The organism is Acinetobacter sp. YH01020 (genome assembly GCF_013420275.1).
In the GTDB taxonomy this organism is placed as follows: domain Bacteria; phylum Pseudomonadota; class Gammaproteobacteria; order Pseudomonadales; family Moraxellaceae; genus Acinetobacter; species Acinetobacter amyesii.
The window spans coordinates 20916-38458 of the sequence record NZ_VOYN01000023.1 but is presented as its reverse complement, the minus strand read 5'-3'; the positions used below and the strand labels follow the sequence as shown (position 1 = coordinate 38458).

The window sequence follows — 17543 nt, the reverse complement described above, 5'->3', positions numbered from 1 at the left end:
TGATGAACCCAACTGAACAGCCTGCTGTTTCACCTAGTCTGCAACGCAGTAAACGCTTCGCCACCATTGCTTTGGTGGTGGCGGTGCTGGCGTGGATTGCATTGATGATTGCAGCTAAATTGCTGCCCGAATACGTCTGGCTCATTCATATTTTAATGCTTTCAGCAGAAGCTGGAGTGGTTGGTGGTTTGGCAGACTGGTATGCGATAACCGTTTTATTTCGCAATCCCTTTGGTCGGATTCCGATTCCTAAATTTTTACGTGACCACACAGAAATTATTCCTCGTAATAAAGCACGCATTGCCGAGTCAATGGGCCGCTTTGTTCAGGAGAATTTTCTTTCACCACAAGTGGTTGAAAAAAGCTTAGCGGAGACGGATCTCTCTCTTGCCGTCGGGAAATGGTTGGCCAATCCGCACAATAATGCGCAAGTGACCCAAGTCATTCAGCAAACGGTACCGAAAATTTTCGAATTTGTCGGTCAGGAACAAATTGGACAATTTATCCAAAATAACAGCGTGCAATGGGTACGCAATACGCAAGTCAACCATCTTGCCAGTGAAATGCTACGGGCAGTTTTAGAAAATGACTTCCATCAAGATGTGTTACAGCGCGGGCTCGATTTAGCCCATGATTGGGTCACACAGCATCCAGAACAAACCCGCGACCTTTCACGCCAGTTGTTTAAAGAACTTGGGGTATGGAAGTTAGCTAAAGGCGCCAGCTGGATCGGCATTGATGTACAACAACGCACCATTGATTCACTGGTCAGTCGTGTCGAGTCGATGCTTGCCGACCATGAACATCCGTGGCGTCGAAAAATTGAAGAAATGGCACAGCAACTCATGCATGAGTTGGCAGACAATCAAAGTGTAGCCAGCCAACGCCTGAACAGTACCAAAGATGCCATGCTCGATAGTCCACAAATGTTGAATTTTATCAGTGGTGCAGTGGTGATTTTATGCGACGCGATTCGTTCTGATTTAGAAAAACCCGACTCTGGGATTGCACAAAACCTACGCGTCGCCATTCAACAAGTGGGCGAAAATATTGTCTCTAACGTCGCTGTACGCCAATTGTTGAATGAAAAAATGAGTGATATTGCCATCAATCTCTCTGATCAATACAGCGAAAAAGTCATTCGGTTTATCAGTGAACGTATACATGAATGGGACTCACGTGAAATGATCGATAAGATCGAAAACGAAGTCGGTGGCGACTTGCATATGATTCGAGTCAATGGTGTCGTGGTCGGTGGTTTTATTGGCCTCGCACTAGGGATTATTCGTGCCTGTGTAGAATGGCTGCTTTAGCCGCCTGCAGCAGTCCTCCTCAAAGGAGATTGGCCGCAGGTTTGAGCTTTATGCGTAGAACCGTTAAACTTTGTCGATCTGAAAATTTAATAGAACAATAAAATCTATGCATTTACCTGCCATCTATACCCTACCTTTCATTCTGATTATCAGTAGCTTAAGCGCTTGCCAGACCATTTCCAAAACCAGCAGTACAGTCAGCAACAAAGTGATGGGCATGCTCGGTAAAGAAAAAGCCCCTGAAATCGATAAAAAAGGCACGGTCGATATCAGCAAAAGTACCCAACAACAGTTAGAAACTCTGCTGACCAATATGCCGAAAAATCAGTGGGTCTATATTGAAAATGATCAACAAGGCACATCTACCCTCAAAAATAAATCGGCAGACAATTTCACCTTGAGCCTCAAATTGAATTGCAAAATCAGCACTCAGCGCCCTACTTTCAGTATAAGCAATGCAGATGGCCAAGAGATCCTAAAAGCACATGATACAAATGTGGGGCAAATTCAAATTCTGCTCGACAATAAAAACTTTGGAAATCCGTTTGAGACAGCCCATCAGCAAAAGTTCCAAAGCTTTAAAACCACTATCGCTCAAGCCAAAGTCATCAAAGTGTTTAATTCCTCAAAACTCTATACCTTCCAAAACAACAAAGCCGAGTTACTTTCTAAAGCCGTAAGTTGTCGCGATAGCCTATAAATATTCGGGGGCGAAATGCAGTAAGTCACCGTTTGACTCAGCTGTGACTTACATGCAGGCTTATTTTGCAGGTGGCTGCGGCCCAGACATATCGACCAACAGGCCTGTAAATTTTCGAACAAACGGCAATAAAATCAGCACAATGGGAAAAGCAATTGCCCAAGAAATCATCCAATTATGCAGCCATAGGGTAAGAAAACCCTCAAACCAACCTAAATTTCTGAGCATATTAATAAACGAAATAATGCCGCTCATGAGACAGGACAAAATAAACGGCACGATAATCAGCGCCCAACGTGCAGCTAACTTCGGCACATTGCCAAAAATTTTAGGAGTGGGTTGTGACATGTCCATATACTCGAGCAGTGATCCTGAATCGCTAAACCACTTATATCGTTTTACTTCGATATAAGCAATGCTTCACTTTTATCGAATATTTTTTATTCGCAACAAATGGGTTCACCTAAAGAGCCTGAAATTTGCTATATTTACCGTTTTTCTGCGACATTTATTTTTCGACTGATTATGAATACGGCAATACAAGCAGCGCTCGATCATGCAGTGCAATCCCTTCAAGCTGAAGGTGTACTCCCAACTGACTGGAACAATACTAGCAATTTGACCCGAACCAAAGACCGAAGCCACGGTGACTTTGCGTCAAACATTGCCATGATTGCCTCTAAAGCTGCAGGTATGAAGCCGCGTGATTTAGCCGAAAAAATTCTGGCAAATCTTCCAGAAGTCGCAGATATCAGCAAAGCAGAAATTGCAGGTCCTGGCTTTATTAACTTCTTTTTAAATGCTGACCAACGTTTTGCTGTCTTAGACCAAATTCAAGCTCAGAAAGATCAATTCGGTCGCACTCAGGCCAATGCTGAAAAACGTGTTCAAGTGGAATTCGTTTCAGCCAACCCAACGTCTAGCCTACACGTGGGTCATGGTCGTGGCGCAGCTTACGGTATGACCGTTGCCAATCTTCTTGAAGCAACAGGTGCCAAAGTTGACCGTGAATACTATGTCAACGATGCTGGTCGTCAAATGGATATCTTGGCGACATCGACTTACTTGCGTTATTTAGAATTGACCGGTCAACAACTGGTCTTCCCTAAAAATGCATATCAAGGCGACTACGTTAAAGAAATCGCTCAAAGCATTATCGACAAAGATGACGATGCTTATGTACGCCCTGTTGCCGACATCTACAAAGATGTTCCTGAAGATGTGCAATATGCTGCTGAACTCGATAGCGAAGGCAATAAAGTCGTTGTTTCAGGTGATAAAGAAAAACACATTGATGGCCTAATTCATAATTCACAAAACCATTTGGCTGCGGGTTACCGTGTGTTCCATCAAGCTGCGCTGAAAGCCATTCTTGATGACATTAAAGATGACCTCGGTGAATTTGGCGTGACTTTCAATCAATGGTTCAGCGAAGCAACCTTGACTGAAAAAATTGATGAAGCATTACAAATGCTCGATCAACGTGGTTTCTTATACGAAAAAGATGGCAACATCTGGTTCAAATCAACTGATTTTGGTGATGAAAAAGACCGTGTTGTGAAACGTCGTAATGGTCAAACTACATACTTCGCATCCGACATTGCTTATCACTTAAATAAACTACAACGCGGCTATACCGATATCGTTGATATCTGGGGTTCAGACCACCACGGTTATATCGCACGTGTGAAAGCAGCGATTGATGCGCTTGGCTATGATTCTAAAAAATTGACCGTACTTTTGGTTCAATTTGTGAGCCTATGGCGTGGCGGCGAGATGGTTCAAATGTCATCTCGTTCAGGTCAATTCGTGACTTTACGCGACTTACGTAAAGAAGTAGGCAACGATGCTGCTCGTTTCTACTATGTCATGCGTAAATCAGAACAACACATTGACTTCGACTTAGACCTTGCTGTGTCTCAAAGTAAAGACAATGCGGTGTACTACATCCAATACGCACACGCACGTATCTGCCGTATGCTTGAAAAAGCGGCTGCGACAGACGTTCAATTCTCTGCTGAAGCTGCACGTCAATTTGCAGCTAAACTTGAGTTAGAAGCTGAAACTGAAGTTCTTGCTAAACTTGCGGCTTACCCTGAAATTGTGGTTCGTGCAGCAAACAGCTATGAACCACACCAAGTGGGTAACTACTTGAAAGAGTTGGCGGCGTTGTTCCATGGTTGGTACAACGAAAATAAAGTCTTGGGTGATGATGCAGAACTGACTCAAGCGCGCTTATTACTGTCTGTAAATGTACAGCAAGTTTTACGCAATGGTCTTGAATTATTGGGTGTGAGTGCGCCTGAATCAATGTAAGCAATTCTTAGCATACGTTAGAATCCGTCCATGTATGACCATATACATTGACGCCTATACAGGCTCTTTATGAGCCTGTATTTTCATGGATATTCAGTCATCTTTTAATGAAAACTTGAAGATGTTGAAATTGTGAAAATTAAACATAAACAGCATGACAGTCATGTAATATATAATAATCAGAACTTGGTTTTGGGTCAGTTCCTACTAGGTTCGTAACAATTACAATTAAAGAGGTTTCCTCGTGTTTGGAAAAACGCAACGCGGTATATCAGAGCGGCCGAATCAGCCTAAAAAACCATTGATTCCTGCATGGTTAGGTACACTTGTGATCATTTTAATCGTGTTGAGTTTCTTGGTGGCCTTGATGTTATGGAAACCATGGGAGCCGGTAAAACCGAAAGGTCAAATTACCTCTGAACACTACCAAGAAGAAACCAATAAAGATTACCGTTTTTATGATCTGTTGCCTCAGCAACAAGTCACCCCGATTCCAGATCAAGCTGTGCCTGAAACAGATACCAAAGAAACCGTGGTGATCGTTGAAGCACCTGAAACGGATACCACTATACCGACTGAGCCGGGTATTGAAGCCACAGAAACAACACCTGCCCCTGCAAGCTATATTTTGCAAGTGCGTAGCTATGATGACCCTGACCAAGCCGATGCCCGTCGTGCAGAAATTATTTTAAATGGCTTATCTGCCGATGTGATCCAAAGTAATGAAAATGGCAAAGTTTGGTATCGCGTCGTGTCTGGCCCCTATGATTCACAAGAAGCTGCTGTGATTGCACAGCAAACTTTACGTCATAGCAGTATCGACTCGATTGTCGTAAAACGCTAAATTTTGCAATTAAAAAAAGCGCCTGATGGCGCTTTTTTTTATTCATTCCTTTAATAAAGGGAGGTTAGAAGGGATTCTTTTTTGAATACATCAGCTTAGCTCAAAAACCTCTCCCTAACCCTCTCCTAAAGGGACAGGGAATTCATTAAATGGTATGCCCTAAAGCTTCGCCCATCACCACAGTCGAGTTGGCTTTAAAGGTCGCATCCCATTGCATTTTGTTTTCTTCAAACAACACAACCGCTGTTGAACCTAAATAGAAACGGCCCAATTCTGCACCTTTTTCTAAGAATAAATCGTGTTGATTCAGTTCCAAACGCCCTGTCGGTTTAACTTTACCTGTAGCCACGGTTTCAATACCTGCCACGATCATTGCACCCACCAATACAACCGCCATACGACCAACTTCTGTATCAAATAAGCAGACCATGCGTTCATTACGAGCGAATAAACCCGGAATATTTTCAGCAGTGGTTTGGTTTACAGAGAATAATTCACCCGGTACATACAAAGTTTCTGTCAATGTCCCTGCAAATGGCATATGTACACGGTGGTAGTCTTTTGGAGACAAATAAACCGTAGCAAACTGACCATTTTTAAACGGCTCAGCCAATTGTGGATCGGCAATCAGGTTTTCAACAGTGAACTTCTGCCCTTTGGCCTGAAATACATCACCATTTTCAATTTTACCCAGTTGAGAAATTACACCATCTGCGGGTGAAACAACACTGTTGGCATTTGCATCAACTACACGTACGCCTTCTTTTAAAGAACGAGTGAAAAATTCATTGAATGATTTAAATTTCAGGGCATTACTTTGCTCAGCAATCGACATGTCGATGCCATACTGCGCTTTAAATGCGGTAATCACAGCATTTTTCACCACAGGGTTTTCACTCGCAGCCAATTTACCCACGATACGTGATAATTTGTGCTGCGGAACAACACGCTGAGCTTGAATAAAAATTTGTTTTTTTAACTGAGATGTAAGGCTCAAGACGGCAACTCTCCGGTGATCACAGGACTATCGAGTCGGTTGCCCCACTCGCTCCACGCACCATCATAAGCTCGAATATTCCAACCGAGTAAACGTCCCAGTATATAAGCTAGGCCCGACCGATGATGGGACTGACAATATACCACCACAGGTTCGTTTAAATTGAACCCCAATTGTTCTAAGCGTTGTTGTGTGCGTTCTAAAGGATGCAATTTTAAATGATTTTCCCGGTTAAGGGCAGTACTCCATTCGAAATGTCGTGCCCCCGGAATGTGACCGCCGCGTCGCGCAGCCAAACGTAGGCCTGTATATTCATCTTCGGTACGGCAGTCCCATACTTGGATTTGCTCCTGCTGCACACGAGCCAATAGCTCATCATAATCTGTTTGATACTGAGCACGCGCCTCTGCACTTACTTCAACCAATGGGCTCACGGGTTCAAATTGCTCAATTTCAGACGAGGTCGGTAAGCCTGCCCCAAGCCAAGCATGGATGCCACCATTGAGGAGACTGGTATTTTCAAAACCGAGGCAATGTAAGTTCCAAATCAGTCGACCAGCCCATGCCCCACCTTCATCGTCATACACTACTACATGGTGTTCTGGACTGATATTCAGATAGCTGATGAGCTGTTCTAAACCGGCTTGGTCAGGTAAAAGCCCCATCGCTTGTTCTTCTTGGCGCACTAACAGTTTCGGCTGCACATGCAGTGCATGTGGAATATGCAATTGGTCATAAACCGAACGACGACTCAAATCGACGATCCGTAGTTTTTCATTACCAAGATGTGGAACCAATTCTTCCGCTTCAATCAGCAGACCAAAATTCAGTGTAGATGCTGTCATCGTTGTTCGTGTTGTATTTTGTGCGATTAAATTCGATCTTAGCATAAGTCATTTTCACTATTATTCTGAATTTTTGCATTCCTTTAGCAATATTTTAGATATAAAAAAGCCGAATCATTGATTCGGCTTTTTTAGTTTTATCTAATGCTGTGTTTAAGCGCTAACTTCAGAGATGTCAAACACCTGACGTAGATACGCTAAGAAAGTATCATTATCTGTCATGGTTTTACCCGGACTATCTGAAATTTTTGCCACAGATTGACCATTACATTCAACCAGTTTCAGTACGATATTCAGCGCAGTTTGTCCCATATCATTGGTCAAGTTGGTGCCAATACCAAAACTCACTTGGAAACGGTCTTTGAAGTAATTATGCAAATCCCACGCTTTTTCGATATTTAGACCATCACTAAAGGTCAGCATTTTACTTTTGCTATCGACTTTAAGCTTTTTGTAATGTGCATAGGCTTTATCGCCCCATTCATACGGGTCGCCACTGTCATGACGTAAACCGTCGAATAGTTTGGCAAAGTACAAATCGAAGTCACGTAGGAACGCATCCATACCGACAACGTCTGTTAAGGCTATTCCTAAGTCACCGCGGTATTCCTGCACCCATGTTTCTAGCGCAGACTTCTGGAAGTTACGTAGACGAACATCAAGCGCTTGGAATGCTTGTAGGAACTCATGCGCCATCGTACCAATTGGAGTAATGTTCAAGTCTTTGGCAATCAGAACATTACTTGTACCGCGGAAAATATACGGTGAAGCCTGATTTAATTCTTCAATTACATGCTTTTGCCATGCATAACTATAACGACGACGCGTGCCAAAATCAGAGACCAAGAATGGTGGATCATTTGGATTTTGCCGTGCTTCATACTGCTTCAGCAAGGCAATCTTATGTTGCAAACGGCGCTCACCTTCGGCTAAAACTTCGGGTGTACGAATACGTTGGAAATATAATTCATTGACGATGGCTAAAACAAAGATTTCAAACATCATCGCTTGAACCATTGGGCCTTCTACCCAAATGTCGAGTCGACCTTCATCATCAATACCCGCTTTAATAAAACGGCGTTTAAGCTGAAATAATTCAAGATAATCAACAAAATCGCTTTTAATAAAACGTAAACTGCGTAAATACTGCAATTCATCATCTTTAAACTTCAACTGACAAAGCATGTCGAGCTGCATGTTTAAATCATCCAAAATTTCAACCAGTGGATAGGCTGTATCATCCAAGTTACGGCAACGAAAGTGATACACACTATGGGTTTGCGGAAATTTGTGTAACACCACCTGAAGCATGGTGAATTTATACAGATCTGTGTCTAATAAGGATTGGATGATTGGAGACATAAAGACTTTCAGTTTTTATCAACTCTTTGCATTAAAGCATACTTTATTGATAAAAAGCCGATTGATTTAGTGGAATAACTTATAAATCACCGCGATTCATCGACTTTTTTCAATTTTTTTGCTGAAGCTGAGCGCGATCAAGCTCACTATTTTTTGAGTAACTGTCGATATTTTTCTTCTTGACCAAATTCACGCGCAAACTGTTCTGCAGTCTTTTGCCCCATTTTTTTGGCATTTGCATCGCAATCCACTTGGCGTAATTGCTTTGCAATCGCCCATTCTAATTTAAACATGGCACCCATCAATGCGGTGTTGCCTTTATTGTCACGTGCGCAGCGGTCTGCACCTTGTTCTAGCAAACGAGTCACAATATTTTGATGACCATAATAGGTTGCCATCATCAGTGGTGTAAAACCCGAAGCATTGCGCACATCGACCGGAAAACCGTGCTTAAGAAATTCATTGATGACTTCTTCATTGCCAGTTTTGGCTGCAGCAAAGAAAATTGCGATCAATTCCTGTTGTGAGGTCATCTGATCGCTTGCAGTTGCTTTAGCGGGGGAGATATCTTCCGCGATTGCCACGTTTGCGAATGCGGAACCAAACGCAAGAAGACTGGCTAAAGTCAAATGCTGCATAACTTTCATGATGAACTCCAACAGAAAACGAATGTAGAATTGAATTAGAAATGATTCATTTCATAAAAATGAATATTTAAGGAGTGCCTATGAAACTCCCCCTAGGGTGCAGGAAAGGTATGGAGCTTCATAGGACTTTTTTGAGGTAACGTTCTAGACCCTAGTTACCAATCCTTCAGACTGATCGAAATTAGTCTTTCAGTTGTGCTGCTTTAGCTTTTACAGTTGCAAGATTACCGTTTACTGCTTTAGTCATACGTGTACCGTAGTCTGCATCTGCTTTATAGAAGTAAGACAACATAATGTGTTTCGTTTCTGAATCTTTCACGTTGCCAAGGTCAGCAGCCAAGTTCATGATTAAGTTTTCTTTCTCTTTCGCAGAGTATGAACGATAAAGCTCACCCGCCTGCTTGAAGTTTTGCTCTTTCACGCCTTTTTGCTGAACTGTGCCAGAAAGCGGTGTTTCAACCGCACGCGCTTTCGCAGTCGCTGGTTTTGGCTCAATACGGCTTGGCTCGTAGTTCACATTTGATGAAGTACCGCCAACATTCATGTAACCATCTTGATTGTTTTTGTTTACAGCAACTAATGGACGGTTGACTGGAATTTGTTGGTGGTTCGCACCTAAACGGTACATTTGTGTATCTGAGTAAGAAAAGATACGGCCTTGCAGCAGACGATCTTCTGATGGCTCGATACCTGGGACTAAGTTACCTGGAGCCAATGCCACTTGTTCCGTTTCCTGGAAGAAGTTTTTCGGCATACGGTTCAGCGTCAATGTACCCACTTTAGTTTCTGGAACTAAGTTCGTTGGCCAGATTTTAGTTGGATCTAGCGGATCAAAATCAAAGCTGTTGAGATCTTTAGGATCTAACACTTGGATATAAAGATCCCATTTCGGGAATTTACCAGCATTGATGTTGTTATAAAGATCGTTAGTCAAGTGGTTGAAATCTTTACCTTGTTGCTCAGCAGCTTCTTTAACGTTCAGACCTTTCACACCTTGTTTAGAGCGGAAGTTGAATTTAACGTATTTGTATTCGCCTTTGTCGTTATAAAGCTTGTATGCATGCACACCAAAGCCGTCTTGTTCGCGGTAGCTGGTAGGCACGCCTTGGTTACCATACACATAAGTCAACATGTTGGTTGCCCATGGCTGGCTAGACAAGAAATCAAATACGCGGTTTGCGTCTTGAACGTTGTTGATTGGGCTAGGCTTCATGGCATGGATGAAGTCTGGGAATTTGATCGCATCACGGATGAAGAACACTGGAGTTTGGTTACCCACTAAGTCCCAGTTGCCTTCTTGTGTATAGAACTTAATCGCAAAACCGTGCGGGTCACGTAAAGTTTCTAGAGAACCTTTACCGTGAATTACAGTCGAGAAACGTAAGAAAACTGGAGTCTTGGTACCTGCTTTGAACAATGAAGCAATGGTTAGATCAGATAAATCTTTAGTTGCAACGAATTCACCATAAGCACCTGTACCACGGGCATGTACCACACGCTCAGGAATACGCTCACGACCAAACGTTGTAATTTTTGAACCGATTGTACGTCTTGAAGTAGAACTGAACCATTTGGACCCGCAGTAATCGAGTTTTGGTTATCGCCTACTGGTGCACCATTGTCTTTAGTTAATGGCGCTGCTTGAGTCGCCGCTGTTGCTGTTGCTAACATCGCAACCAATAAAGAACGCTTAAACATCGTCTTAATATCTCTGTTAAATACCTTTCCTGCCCCGCAAAGATACTGATATTTAATAAATAGATAAAACAGATTATTTTCATAAATTCAATCGCATTATTAGATTTATAAAAAATATACATTTCATTTTCAAATGTTTGAGCCCAAAATTTTCTAAACATCGCTTCGAAAGAATGCTGTCTTTGCTACAATCCCTGCCCTATGTTCAATTTTCTACTCGGAAGAATTTATGCGGGCCTTGTTACAACGTGTTTTGGAAGCCAAAGTGGTGGTCGATGGTGAGATCACGGGTGAAATCAATCACGGTATTTTAGTGTTTTTAGGACTTGGTAAAGCTGACGATTTAGAAAAGGGCAAAAAACTGATCGATAAGATCTTGAAATACCGTTTTTTTGATGATGAACAAGGCAAGATGGGCTGGAATGTCAGTCAAGCTGGCGGTGGTATCCTCTTGGTGTCTCAATTTACTCTGATGGCACAAACGCAAAAAGGCCTGCGCCCTGATTTTGGCCCTGCCATGCCGCCAAACGATGCCAAAGCACTGTATGAACAGCTGGTCGATTACACCAAGCGCCAATATGATCATGTGCAGACAGGCATCTTTGCCGCCGACATGAAAGTGCATTTGGTCAATGACGGTCCAGTGACCTTTAATTTAGAAGTTGAATAACCACTGAAGCATTAAAAAAGCCCTCAAAAGAGGGCTTTTTTAAATCCTCCCGCTAAAGGAGTGAAAACAAGGCGTAAATCTTACTTACCTGTTTTTTCTTTAATAAACGCACGTGCGATTTTAATTTTTTCTTTAACCGGTTTTGGAAGTTTAGGTGGAATTAACTTCGCCACTTGGTTAAACCAGACCAGTAGACCAAAATCACCTTCCATTTTAATACTGCCATTTTGCATACCCGTCATAAATGCAGTTGGGTCACCTTTCATCAAGGTTTTTACACCCTGTTCGCTGTCCGCAAATTGCAAAATAAAGTCTGCTTTTTCAGCATCGCCTGAAACAGTATCAATCTGTCCGTTATTTACAATAATTTGACGTGCAACACCTAAATCCGTGCCGATTTGAATACGGAATTGACGTTCATGAACCAATTCAATGAATTTAGGGCTAGTACGTGCAAGCTGTTTCATACGAAGCGCTAAACCTGCCACGAGTAAATCAAGTGGATCCGTACTGACATCAACTAAAGGTAGTTTTACGACAGGAATTGATGATAGTTTCATGACTTAAAGCCTATTGTAATTGTTGGAAAATTGACTGGCTTCATCCTACCATAACTTGGCTTTTGAGAAGTAAGGCTTTGTATCTCAAATCGGACTAATACGTTCATAAAAAAATGCGCCCTCAGGCGCATTTTCATTGAAATTTTGTTCTGGCACTTATCGGCTCGAACATTGCTGTTCTTCATCATATACAGGCGTGTGCTCTATACATTGGCGCTTTGCCATCGCACGCTCTGCACGGCGGTCTTCACGTAACAATACTAAAGTGAATACCACCATTGCGGCCATTAATGCCGTTAAATAACTATAAGTCACTGATAATTCAAACATGGTTTGTGTGCCAAATCGAATCACTTCAATGAGTCCCCACACCAGCATCCCCGCCAGCATAAAACTTAACCAGCGACGATAAGGCGAGAAGAAAACAGCAATCACAGCCGCCGATACCAAGCTCAGGCCAACGATTGTTGCTAAATTCGCTGTTAACATAAAAACCTCCGTCATTTGACAGCTGACATCTCTTGTCTTACAGGATGCTGAGCCGTCTCACTACTGTATCTTCAGTAAATAGATTTGGTCGATCTCAATCTCTTGCAAGCATTATGCTGAGTTTTTTGCATAAAAAAAGTCTCGTTTTTTGTCCATGCGACACACCTTGTCGCAACATTATTTTGTCATTACATTTTTTCTTTTTAAAGAATTTCTAGAACAATGATGGCATCTCGTTTCGAGTGTCATTACAAAAAAAACAGCTGATTTTAGGCTAAAAAAATTAATTTTTCGAATGCTGTTAATCGTTGTTTTTATCGACAATTTTCTTCTACCGTTCATCGGATGAGCTGAATTCTTGGCATAAAAAACGCAGCCTTTTGGCTACGTTTTTTAGTATGAATTAAATGCTTTTAAGCACGATTCAAATCTTTATCGTGCACACCAAGCAGGTAAAGAACACCATCTAAACCCACACTTGAAATGGCTTGATTGGCATTTTGACGCACCAAAGGTTTCGCACGGAAGGCAACGCCTAAGCCAGCTAAAGACAACATTGGCAAATCATTCGCACCATCACCGACTGCAATGGCTTGTTCTAATGAAATCCCCATTTCTTCAGCGATTTGTGTCAATAAGAAGGCTTTGCGGGCACCATCCACAATATGGCCTTTCACTTCACCGGTTACCGCGCCATCTTGGACGTCCAGTACATTGGCATGGACTTCATCGATACCCAGTTTTGCTTGTAAATATTCAGCAAAATACTGAAAACCACCTGACAAAATAGCCGTGCGATAGCCCAGTGATTTCAGCGTTGAAATGAGACGTTCCGCACCTTCTGTGACAGTCAGACGTTCTGCAATCTTAGGCAATACCGAAGCATCCATACCTTTGAGTAGTGCCACACGTGCACGGAAACTTTGTTGGAAATCGAGTTCACCTTGCATAGCACGTTCAGTGATTTCAGCCACTTGAGCGCCGACACCCGCTTCAATCGCCAATTCGTCAATCACTTCTTGCTCAATCAGCGTCGAGTCCATATCAAAGCAGACTAAACGACGATTACGACGGTAAGCATTGTCTTCTTGAACGGCAACATCTACCCCTAGTTCAGTAGATAGACGTAAACATGCTGCACGCATCGCAGTGGCATCCAACATCTGGCCTTTTAGACCAAATTGAACGCAGGCACGGCGCGGACCTTCACTTGATCCATCTAACTCTGGACGGCCAGATAAACGAGTCACAGTTTCAATATTGAAGCCTTGGCTCGACACAATATTTGTAACTGCCTGTAAATGAGACGCCTGTAATTCTGGCGCAAGTGCCGTAACGATATAGCGTGTGCGGCCTCCCTCATTTACCCATTGTTGATATTCTGTTGTAGAGATTGGTTTAAAGCGCACAGTTAAGCCAATATCATGTGCTAAAATCAACATCTCCTTCATGGCTAATGCTGTCGCAGTCTGGTCTTCCGACGAAACAACAATACCTAAAGTCAGCTGATTGTGGATGACTGCTTGTCCGACATCTAAAATCTGTAAGGAATGTGCGGACAAAACCTGCATTAATCGTGTAAATTGATTAGGTTGGTCAGGTCCTAAAAGTGATATAAGAATGATTTCTCGCATGAATTGACTCGGGTCTGAGCTACAACTAATGTAAGAATCATAATCTAAATTGAATAGAATTGCCTTGGAAGTTTACGTTGAATGCGCCTAGACAAGGGCTATTTGCTAGCCTATTAGTAGTTTGTTTTGCTTTGCATACCTTTTTATTGGTATTGGCAACAACCCACCAACTGAACGAAAACCGTGCCAGTCAGGGACAACTGATGACCAGTCAATTGGTTACAGACAGCCTATCTGAGCTTGAGCCGGCCAATACCGTATCATTAGCCTTACTTGCTGACCGCTATGCAACCAACCCGAGCGTGGCTTCCATCCGCATCTTAAATGCCAATAATCAAGTCTTGGCTACAGGCGGTTTGACCAAAACCCGTGACGGTGAAATCTTTGTTCGTGATGCGCTGCAAAACGAAAAGAAAGTTGGAACGGTTGAAATCACCTTAATTAAACCAAGTATTGGTGAAATCTTACGTACGCAATGGGCCGCGATTCTATTTTCATTATTCTTACATGGCTTGTTGTGGTTAGCGTATCGCGCAATTGCACGTCCAAGTCGTACTGAATATTTAGCGCGAATCAACAATGAATCACGTCTAAAACATGAAATTCAAACGCTAGCGCAGGCTTTAGAACAAGAAAAACACAATGCCGCTGTGGCGATTGCTCAAGCGCAGCAAAATGCGCAAGCCAAAGCAAAACAGCATAAAGATATGAAACCAGTGGTTCTCGACAGCAACAGCTTGGCATTAAATATTCAATTTTATGATCCGAAACAGCTTCTCGATAGCGTCAACAAAACCGTGTCTGTGCCGTATTTTAATCTCTGCCAAATTTTCTTGAATAAAACCACAGAACTCTGTGTTCAACATTATAAATTGAACAGTTCTGACATCAGTACAGTGCATAAGTTTGATGAACATGGCGCAACCATCAGCATGACCGCTGACACTCCAGATGCGCTACGCTGTCTCACCATGATCAGCTCAGTATTCCAATTGCTCTCAGATGTTTTATATAAACGCTACCGTGAAGAAAAACGTTTCGTTTTACAAACCCGTAGTGCGATTTCAAGCTCTGTCGAAGCTATGCAATTGTCTTCTGTACAAGCGGCTGAACGTTTAGTCCAACAATTGGTTGCCAAAGAAAGTGCCATTCATGTGCCGACAACTTTGCTCAAAGAGATTTCAGATCATTTCCAATTGGTCAGCTTGCCAAATCCGACCAATGTGTTGACGCGTCATGCGTTTATGCTCAATGGAATGGACAGTGATGCCGCTGAATTGGCTCAAAACTTCAGAACTGAAATTTTAAAATCCAAACAGTCAAAAGCCTCGTAAAGGTTTTAGCGCAATCAAAAATCCCGACTTGAGTCGGGATTTTTTTGTCTTAAACAGTCGAAATTTTCTGTGCAATCAAATATTTTTGCGCGTTATGCGGTTCGGTACCTGCTTCAACCGCGACTTTCTCCCATTGCCCATTCGACTGCATTTCCCATGCATTTTGATTATCTTCCAAATAGTTAAGTAGACCATCTTTCATAATGCGTTTTTTCAAACGGCTTTCCAAAATGGGAAAACAGGTTTCGACCCGTGAAAATAAGTTACGTCCCATCCAATCGGCACTGGCACAGTACAATCGTTTTTCGCCTGCATGCTCAAAATAATACACTCGAGTATGCTCTAAAAAGCGCCCAACGATAGATCTCACATGAATATTCTCAGACATACCTTTGACCTGAGGAATCAAACAACAAATCGAACGGATAATTAAATCTACACGTACCCCTGCTTGCGATGCACGATACAAAGCAGCAATCAGTTGCGGTTCCGTGAGTGCATTGACCTTCACAATAATTCTTGCGTATTTTCCCGCTTGTGCGGCAACAATTTCCTGTTCAATCAGTTTCAGTAATTCAGTATGCAGGGTAAATGGTGCATGCAGTAAGGCTTTCAGCTTCGCCATCTTGCCCATGCCGGTCAGTTCCTGAAACATACGATGCACATCTTCGCAAATATCGGAATGCGTCGTCATCAGGCCATAATCGGTATACATCCGCGCATTGCCTGCGTGGTAATTACCTGTTCCCAAATGGGCGTAGCGTAACAACTGATTATTTTCACGGCGTACAATCAAAATCATCTTGGCATGGGTTTTATAGCCCACAATGCCATACACCACGACAGCGCCCGCTTCTTGCAATATATTGGCCACGGTAATATTGGATTCTTCATCAAACCGCGCCCGAAGTTCGATGACGGCGGTTACTTCCTTGCCGTTGCGTGCCGCCTCCGCTAAAACTTGTACGATGTCCGAATCTGGCCCACTACGATAGAGCGTCTGCTTAATGGCTAAAACCTGAGGGTCTTTTGCAGCTTCACGTAATAAGTTGATGACCGGTTGAAAGGAGTCAAACGGATGATGTAACAACACATCTTGTGTTTTTAATACATCAAAAATCGCGGTTTGTTTACGAAAAACTTTAGGAATAATCGGTGTATAGACCGGATATTTCAGTTCAGATCGTTTAAAACTAGTACTGAGACGCGATAAATTGATCGGGCCATCAATGCGATAGAGCTCCTGCTCACTCAAATCAAATTCATCTAACAAATAATCAATAATGCTTTGCGGACAATCATCTTCAATTTCTAAGCGAACTGCCCGACCAAAACGGCGTGAAGACAATTCATCTTTTAAGGCCACAGCCAAGTCATCCACATCTTCAGCCAGAACCAAATCTGCATTGCGCGTCACTCGAAAGGCATAACAGCCCGTCGCTTTCATCCCCGGAAATAAATCATTAATGTGTTGCTGGATGATGGCCGTCAGAAAAATTTGTGTTTCTGTACTGCCTTCAACTTCGACGGGCATTTTGATTAAACGCGGCAAGGAACGTGGCGCAGGCACAATCGCCATTTCAATGGCACGACCAAAGGCATCTTTGCCTTCTAGGCTCACAATAAAGTTGAGGCTTTTATTGACCAAGCGTGGAAACGGATGCGATGGATCTAAGCTAATCGGCGTTAAGACCGGTTGAACTTCTTTACTAAAATAATGGCTAATCCACGCCCGATGTTTTTCTAAAATATCTTTAAATTGAATAAAACGAATGCCTTCACTTTGTAGTGCAGGCAATACAGCATGATTGAGGGTGTGGTATTGCTGTGCAACCGTGTCATGAATCACTTGGGAAAGTTCATCTAAGACCACTTCAGTCGGAATGGCATCTGGCGTCCGTACAATTGCATTCAAATCTCGTTGTTTCATTAGCCCCGCAATGCGAATTTCAAAGAATTCATCTAAATTGCGTGAAAAAATGATGAGAAAATTCAAGCGTTCAAGTAAAGGTAAACTTGAATCGAGTGCCTGAGCCAAGACCCGCCGATTGAAATCTAAAAGTGACAATTCACGATTATAATAGGTCGCTGATGAATGCTGAAAATGTTGCATACCCTCTCAATGCTGTTTGAA

General features: G+C 42.6%; 15 protein-coding genes and 1 pseudogene. 6 read left to right on the top strand and 10 right to left on the bottom strand.

Features of this window, described 5'->3' with window-relative positions; genetic code table 11:
- Positions 1-2: 2 nt before the first annotated feature.
- Both FTT85_RS10270 and FTT85_RS10265 read left to right on the top strand, forming a co-directional pair.
- The gene (locus tag FTT85_RS10270; RefSeq protein WP_180049705.1) at positions 3-1313 is read left to right on the top strand and encodes a DUF445 domain-containing protein; all 1311 of its coding nucleotides are present in this window, start codon (positions 3-5) and stop codon (positions 1311-1313) included.
- Positions 1314-1419: 106 nt separating this feature from the next.
- Positions 1420-2013: a hypothetical protein gene (locus FTT85_RS10265; protein ID WP_180183484.1), complete on the top strand. Its 594-nt coding sequence runs from the start codon at positions 1420-1422 to the stop codon at positions 2011-2013.
- Between the two features lie 60 nt (positions 2014-2073).
- Here FTT85_RS10265 and FTT85_RS10260 read toward each other — a convergent pair whose 3' ends face one another.
- Positions 2074-2361, bottom strand: a complete 288-nt coding sequence (locus tag FTT85_RS10260; protein ID WP_372491143.1) for a DUF2798 domain-containing protein — start codon at positions 2359-2361, stop codon at positions 2074-2076.
- Positions 2362-2538: 177 nt separating this feature from the next.
- Here FTT85_RS10260 and argS point away from each other — a divergent pair, with 177 nt between their 5' ends.
- Together argS and FTT85_RS10250 are read left to right on the top strand one after the other, a co-directional pair.
- Positions 2539-4329: an arginine--tRNA ligase gene (gene argS, locus FTT85_RS10255; RefSeq protein ID WP_180183483.1), complete on the top strand. Its 1791-nt coding sequence runs from the start codon at positions 2539-2541 to the stop codon at positions 4327-4329.
- A gap of 244 nt (positions 4330-4573) precedes the next feature.
- Positions 4574-5173 carry an SPOR domain-containing protein gene (locus FTT85_RS10250; protein ID WP_180183482.1) on the top strand — a complete coding sequence of 200 codons (600 nt, stop codon included), beginning with the start codon at positions 4574-4576 and terminating at the stop codon, positions 5171-5173.
- Positions 5174-5318: 145 nt separating this feature from the next.
- Here the strand turns inward: FTT85_RS10250 and asd are convergent, their stop codons facing one another.
- The 5 genes and pseudogenes from asd to FTT85_RS10225 form a co-directional block, all read right to left on the bottom strand.
- Positions 5319-6170, bottom strand: coding sequence for an archaetidylserine decarboxylase (gene asd / locus FTT85_RS10245; RefSeq protein ID WP_180173998.1), 852 nt, complete (start codon positions 6168-6170; stop codon positions 5319-5321).
- Positions 6167-7015 (bottom strand): sulfurtransferase, encoded by an 849-nt coding sequence (locus FTT85_RS10240; RefSeq protein WP_180008663.1) that lies wholly within the window; start codon positions 7013-7015, stop codon positions 6167-6169. The genes asd and FTT85_RS10240 overlap by 4 nt, the downstream gene beginning before the upstream one ends.
- Before the next feature lie 153 nt (positions 7016-7168).
- On the bottom strand, positions 7169-8377 hold the full coding sequence (gene pncB, locus FTT85_RS10235; protein ID WP_180042294.1) for a nicotinate phosphoribosyltransferase: 1209 nt from the start codon (positions 8375-8377) through the stop codon (positions 7169-7171).
- Positions 8378-8523: 146 nt separating this feature from the next.
- On the bottom strand, positions 8524-9024 hold the full coding sequence (locus FTT85_RS10230; RefSeq protein ID WP_078193253.1) for an ankyrin repeat domain-containing protein: 501 nt from the start codon (positions 9022-9024) through the stop codon (positions 8524-8526).
- Positions 9025-9205: 181 nt separating this feature from the next.
- Positions 9206-10722: pseudogene (locus tag FTT85_RS10225) on the bottom strand (catalase).
- 229 nt (positions 10723-10951) lie between these two features.
- On the opposite strand from FTT85_RS10225, the gene dtd reads away from it, so the two are divergent.
- Positions 10952-11392: a D-aminoacyl-tRNA deacylase gene (gene dtd, locus FTT85_RS10220; RefSeq protein ID WP_180183481.1), complete on the top strand. Its 441-nt coding sequence runs from the start codon at positions 10952-10954 to the stop codon at positions 11390-11392.
- An 80-nt stretch (positions 11393-11472) separates the two neighbouring features.
- On the opposite strand, the gene FTT85_RS10215 is transcribed toward dtd, so the two are convergent.
- The 3 genes from FTT85_RS10215 to serB form a co-directional block, all read right to left on the bottom strand.
- A complete protein-coding gene (locus FTT85_RS10215) occupies positions 11473-11952 on the bottom strand; it encodes an SCP2 sterol-binding domain-containing protein (protein WP_078190615.1) in 480 nt (159 codons plus the stop codon).
- A 156-nt stretch (positions 11953-12108) separates the two neighbouring features.
- Complete coding sequence (gene aciT / locus FTT85_RS10210; protein ID WP_078190616.1) at positions 12109-12441, bottom strand: AciT family ciprofloxacin tolerance protein; 333 nt, start codon at positions 12439-12441, stop codon at positions 12109-12111.
- Between the two features lie 413 nt (positions 12442-12854).
- The gene (gene serB / locus FTT85_RS10205; protein ID WP_078193257.1) at positions 12855-14075 is read right to left on the bottom strand and encodes a phosphoserine phosphatase SerB; all 1221 of its coding nucleotides are present in this window, start codon (positions 14073-14075) and stop codon (positions 12855-12857) included.
- A 77-nt stretch (positions 14076-14152) separates the two neighbouring features.
- Here serB and FTT85_RS10200 point away from each other — a divergent pair, with 77 nt between their 5' ends.
- Positions 14153-15409 (top strand): hypothetical protein, encoded by a 1257-nt coding sequence (locus tag FTT85_RS10200; RefSeq protein WP_078190618.1) that lies wholly within the window; start codon positions 14153-14155, stop codon positions 15407-15409.
- A 49-nt stretch (positions 15410-15458) separates the two neighbouring features.
- On the opposite strand, the gene ppk1 is transcribed toward FTT85_RS10200, so the two are convergent.
- On the bottom strand, positions 15459-17522 hold the full coding sequence (gene ppk1, locus FTT85_RS10195; RefSeq protein ID WP_180183480.1) for a polyphosphate kinase 1: 2064 nt from the start codon (positions 17520-17522) through the stop codon (positions 15459-15461).
- Positions 17523-17543 lie beyond the last annotated feature (21 nt).